This is a genomic window from Pleomorphochaeta sp. DL1XJH-081, assembly GCF_049310885.1.
Taxonomy (GTDB): domain Bacteria; phylum Spirochaetota; class Spirochaetia; order Sphaerochaetales; family Sphaerochaetaceae; genus CAYZJV01.
Genome location: NZ_JBMDYO010000122.1, coordinates 1 through 264 on the forward strand (window position 1 = coordinate 1; position 264 = coordinate 264).

The 264-nt window shown below is 59.1% G+C and carries 1 protein-coding gene; it reads right to left on the reverse strand.

Features of this window, described 5'->3' with window-relative positions; genetic code table 11:
• The coding region (locus ACODJP_RS14150; RefSeq protein WP_422482593.1) for a hypothetical protein at nt 1–264 on the reverse strand (264 nt) is incomplete at both ends.

Genomic DNA, 264 nt, shown 5'->3' on the forward strand with positions numbered 1-264 from the left:
CCGAGCTTCATCGGATCGGCGTGAATAGCCGCCAACCAGCGCGGCGTAGCCGGCGCAAGGTTAAGCGCCACGACATATTTATCCCCCAGCACGCTCATCAGCGCTTCACGGGCGCGTAGCTGGGTATCGGTGGTGTCGAAGCGCGCAAGAATAGCGCCCTCTTCCAGTGCCACAGACTTAGCGGGAATTTTTTCTTCTTGTAACGTTTTCTGGACCTGGATCAGCGTTTGCTCACTGGCGGCGACGCCGCGCACGCCAGTGATT